The sequence below is a fragment of the Flavobacterium sp. UBA4854 genome, assembly GCF_002399805.1.
GTDB classification, from domain to species: domain Bacteria; phylum Bacteroidota; class Bacteroidia; order Flavobacteriales; family Flavobacteriaceae; genus Flavobacterium; species Flavobacterium ginsengisoli.
In genome coordinates, this window is the sequence record NZ_DHEI01000091.1 from 15,654 (window position 1) to 20,443 (window position 4,790).

Consider the following 4,790-nt stretch of genomic DNA (forward strand, 5'->3'; position numbering starts at 1 on the left):
CGATACGAAGTTGAAGAAAACTACGTTGAAAGAGTAGAAACTATTGACGAGCCTGAAGAAGTTGTAAGACAGAAGGCTCCTAAAAATGAATCTACAGAAACAAAAATAAGAAGATCATTTTTTGATCGATATGTCGACAAAATCAAAGAATTTTTAGACAACGCAGAATAATAAAAAGAGAAGGATTATTTCTTGCCCCAAGTCAAGAAGTAAAAAATGTACTTAATAAGAATTAAAAAACCAAAAAGATGATGAGCAACTCAGAATTTGGAAGTATTTCATTTGATTTACCAAAAAATCAATCAAATGTAATAAAAGTAATAGGTGTAGGTGGAGGCGGTAGTAACGCAATTAACCACATGTTTAAACAAGGTATTAAAGGCGTAGATTTTATCGTTTGTAATACCGATTCGCAAGCGCTTCAAAATAGTTCGGTACCGAATAAGATTCAGTTAGGAGTTAATCTAACAGAAGGACTAGGAGCAGGAGCAAATCCAGACGTTGGACAGCAGTCAGCAATCGAAAGTATTTCAGACATTGAAAAAATGTTAGACCGTGGTACTAAGATGGTATTTATTACTGCTGGTATGGGTGGAGGAACTGGAACTGGTGCAGCTCCGGTAATTGCGCAATTAGCAAAAGAAAGAGAAATATTGACAGTTGGTATCGTGACGATTCCGTTTCAATTTGAAGGGAAAGTACGTCAGGAGCAAGCTATTATTGGAATTGAGAAGTTGCGTAAGCAAGTCGATTCTTTAATTGTAATCAACAACAATAAATTAAGAGAGGTATACGGAAATCTTGGTTTTAAAGCAGGATTCTCTAAAGCGGATGAAGTTTTGGCAACTGCCTCTAGAGGTATTGCTGAAGTAATTACGCACCACTATACTCAAAATATCGATTTACGTGACGCGAAAACTGTTTTGGCTAACAGTGGGACTGCTATTATGGGGTCTTCTGTAGCTGAAGGCGAAAACAGAGCTAAAGATGCTATCGTTTCAGCTTTGGATTCTCCATTGTTGAATGATAATAAAATTACGGGTGCCAAAAACGTATTGTTGCTTATCGTTTCTGGAACTAATGAGATTACTCTAGACGAAATCGGAGAAATCAACGATCACATTCAAGACGAAGCTGGTTACAATGCAAATATTATTATGGGAGTTGGTGAAGACGAAAGTCTTGGCGAAGCTATTGCTGTAACTATTATTGCTACAGGTTTTGATGTAGAACAACAAAATGAAATTGTAAATACAGAACCAAAGAAAATCATTCATACATTAGAAGATGAGCAAAGAAGTGTTCATAATCTAACGAATAAACCACTTGCATCTTTCGATTTAACTGTTGATACTCCAACAACAAAAGTTGAAGATAAAGTAGTTTTTGATTTAATTGATGATGACGAAACATTTGCTCCGACTCCAGTTCAGGCTGTTGCTCCAGCTATCAATCAGGAAGAGTTAGTGGTTATGTCTGAGTTTATCAAAAATCTGGATGTAACTTTCGAAATTGTTTCGCCAATTACAGATATTGATTTTACAATTTCTGCTCCTGAAACACCAGCAGCAAGAGAATTGCAACAACCAACGATGCAGCAGCCAGTGCAACAACAGCCTGTACAGCAGCAAAGAGTATTTGAAAGAGAAGAACAAACCACTTTTTCTTTTGATCTTCCTTTGTTCAAACAAGAGCCTATAAAAAGAGAGCCAATTGTTGAAGATAACAGAGTGTTGTTTGAATTGACAAATGAAACTCGTGATATTAAAGTAAACGATCCAGTTCAATTTGTTCCTGTAACTGAAGTTTCAGATAACGGAATTATTAAATATTCTCTAGAAGAATATATGGAAGTTGAAAATGATTTGTTGGCTTCTAAACCAGTTGAAAAAGTAGTTGAAGATACAATTCCAGAGGAATTAAATATCACATTGAAACCAAGACCAGATTTTACTAATCAACCTGATATTTCTACAACTTCTGAAGTTTCTCCTTTAGAATTGACTATTGAAGAAACATTACGTTTAAGAGCCGAAGAAAGAAGAAAGAAACTAAAAGAGTTTAACTATAAATTCCATAACAATGTTTCTAGAATTGATGAGTTGGAAAAAGAACCAGCTTACAAAAGATTAGGAATAGATTTATCTAATTCTCAATCTAACAATACAAATTCTAGAATTTCTGTTGGAACAGACAGTAATAACGATTTGCAATTACGTTCAAACAATTCATTTTTGCACGATAACGTAGATTAATTTTAGAATCATAATATTTGGTAACCCGAAAATTGGATTTAATTTTCGGGTTATTTTTTTTATCTTCGCACAGAATTTCAAAATTTGACTTCCGAAATAGGTTTTTAAAGTGAATCTTATTGTCACCCTGAGCGAAGTCGAAGGGCTAAATTAATATATCAATTAATAGGCTTTGGCTTATTTTAAATAAAATATAAACATGAGTTTACAAACACAAATCATGGACGAAATCAAAACAGCCATGAAAGCAAAAGATACAGTAGCTTTAGAAGCTTTAAGAGCTGTAAAATCAGAATTATTATTAGCTTCAACAGCTTCAGGATCAAAAGAAGATTTATCTGAAGATGAAGAGATTAAATTACTTCAAAGATTGGTTAAAACTCGTAAAGAAAGCGCAAGAATCTTTACAGAACAAAACCGTCCAGACTTAGCGGAACCAGAATTGGCTCAAGTTGCTGTAATCGAGAAGTTTTTACCTGCTCAATTAAGCGAAGAAGAAGTAGAAGCTGTAATTGCAAAAATCATTGCTGAAACAGGAGCTTCTGGAATTGCTTCAATGGGTAAAGTAATGGGATTAGCATCTGCTCAATTAGGAGGAACTGCTGAAGGAAAAACCATTTCTACAATTGTGAAAAAATTACTTTCGTAATTTTTAAATTCCAATAAAGAAAATCCAAATTCCGAATTGGAAAACTCAACATATAAATTCCAAATTTCAAATTTAAGAATGGAATTTGGAATTTAAAAAATTGATTTTTTTTTTTTTAAACTGACCTCGTAGTTCAACTGGATAGAATATCAGATTTCGGCTCTGAGGGTTGGGGGTTCGAACCCCTCCGGGGTCACTATAAAATTTAAAAAGCCTGAGAATATACATTCTCAGGCTTTTTTTATGGTTCAAATATAAATGTTGTATAAAGCTTTGTTATTCATTAGTCGTCGCAATCATAGAAACCTTGTTTGTATTTTCGCATTGCTTTGCGTTTTATTTTCTTAACTATTCTAGCAGCTTTTTTAGTATAATAGTACAATCCCGTGTCTCTGAATAAATGAGCTGTGTAGCAATTTTTTTCGGTTACTGTAATTTCAATCGGCCTTTCTCCGAAAGGCGAAATAACTATAACGTCGTCTAATTTTGCCTCTATACTAAATTTGCCATCTGCATCTGTAAACGTTTTCAAATCTGTTCCTTTCACACTAACTTCAACTTGTGCAGGTAGTAAATGATCTTCAAAAACAAATCCCCAGATTATTTTATTCTTTTTATCTGTTTCCTGCGCGAAAGAAAAAGCAGTAAAAAGCAATAGTAAAAAAAGTATTTTATTCATAATATACGGCATTTCTTTTCAAGCTTACAATTTACTTTGGTTGCTTTTTAGAGTTTTTAAAAATATAGTAAACCGAAAATAAAAAGACAATACCATAAATAACTGCCATTGCCGGATTCTGAAATTTCAGATTCTTAAAATCAAATTGCTTGTATAAGGTTACACCTAAAATGATGGCTACGACCCAAAAAACAAATGTAATAGGTTGGTTCTTATTTTCTGTATTCATATTGGTTATTGCTAAATATTTGTAATTCAGATTTACAATTTATCTTGTTCAGTCTTTATCAGATCAAAGATTTTTTCATTTTTGAAGTTTTCTTTAAATAAACTTATTAAAGGTGCAGTTGGACTTTTTGGATATTTTTTTACAAAACGGTCAAACTCTTGAATATTTTCTGGATAAATATATTTTTCATCTGTCGCTCTTTCGGCAGTCGGTGTATTATCTTGACCAACTAAATAATCCATCTGATAATTTTTGTATTCTTCTTTTACAGATGGAATCAATTTTGAATCAGGATATTTTGTCATAAAATTTTCCCATGAAATTATTCTGTCTCCCAACTCTTTAAAAGATATTACAAGCCCAGCATCTGCAGAATAAAGTGTTTTGTTTTCTTCACTTTTCAGATGCAAATAATCTTTGTAATCATTTGTTACATAATCTTTGAAGATCTTATAATAAAAATCAGGAAGCGTTTCAATTTCAACATATCCTTCTCCAATTTCAAAATACTCTAACTGATGTTTTGAAAGTTCTTCTCCCAAAAGTTTCACTTCTTTTTTAGCATTTTTCTCTTCATTGTAAAATTTATCTAATACGCCTGATTCTTTTTCTTCGATTTGTCCCAGCAAAACATTATTTTCTTCACAATATTTCTCATACAATGCATTAGCGGCTTCTTTATTAGCAATCGATTTTAATTTGAGAATAACTTCATTTTTGTTTTTAGAAAATTGTTCCAATAATCCCAAATCTGATTTTACTGTTTCTGATGAGCCTTCAACTTTGGTACTGTCTTTCTTTATTTCTTGTTTGTCAGAAATGCTTTTGTTGTCTGTTTGTTTGCAAGCTGAAAGTAAAATTCCAGAAACAATCATTACGAAGATTTTTCTCATTTTATAATTGGGTTTATTCTGCTAATATAAAAATATTTAAAGTATATTTTAATCATAAAAAAAGGACAAAAGATATCTTTTGTCC

The 4,790-nt window shown here is 32.3% G+C and carries 4 protein-coding genes and 1 tRNA gene; 3 read left to right on the forward strand and 2 right to left on the reverse strand.

Features of this window, described 5'->3' with window-relative positions:
- Positions 1 to 248: 248 nt before the first annotated feature.
- The 3 genes from ftsZ (at position 249) to B3J44_RS13495 (ending at position 3,100) form a co-directional block, all read left to right on the forward strand.
- Positions 249 to 2,255 carry a cell division protein FtsZ gene (gene ftsZ, locus B3J44_RS13485; protein WP_286968899.1) on the forward strand — a complete coding sequence of 669 codons (2,007 nt, stop codon included), beginning with the start codon at positions 249 to 251 and terminating at the stop codon, positions 2,253 to 2,255.
- Positions 2,256 to 2,454: 199 nt separating this feature from the next.
- Positions 2,455 to 2,904 carry a GatB/YqeY domain-containing protein gene (locus tag B3J44_RS13490; RefSeq protein ID WP_198854339.1) on the forward strand — a complete coding sequence of 150 codons (450 nt, stop codon included), beginning with the start codon at positions 2,455 to 2,457 and terminating at the stop codon, positions 2,902 to 2,904.
- A gap of 122 nt (positions 2,905 to 3,026) precedes the next feature.
- Positions 3,027 to 3,100 (forward strand) — tRNA-Arg (locus tag B3J44_RS13495).
- Positions 3,101 to 3,187: 87 nt separating this feature from the next.
- On the opposite strand, the gene B3J44_RS13500 is transcribed toward B3J44_RS13495, so the two are convergent.
- Together B3J44_RS13500 and B3J44_RS13505 are read right to left on the reverse strand one after the other, a co-directional pair.
- The gene (locus B3J44_RS13500; protein WP_286968901.1) at positions 3,188 to 3,583 is read right to left on the reverse strand and encodes a hypothetical protein; all 396 of its coding nucleotides are present in this window, start codon (positions 3,581 to 3,583) and stop codon (positions 3,188 to 3,190) included.
- Between the two features lie 261 nt (positions 3,584 to 3,844).
- Positions 3,845 to 4,705, reverse strand: coding sequence for a hypothetical protein (locus B3J44_RS13505; protein WP_286968902.1), 861 nt, complete (start codon positions 4,703 to 4,705; stop codon positions 3,845 to 3,847).
- Positions 4,706 to 4,790: the final 85 nt, after the last annotated feature.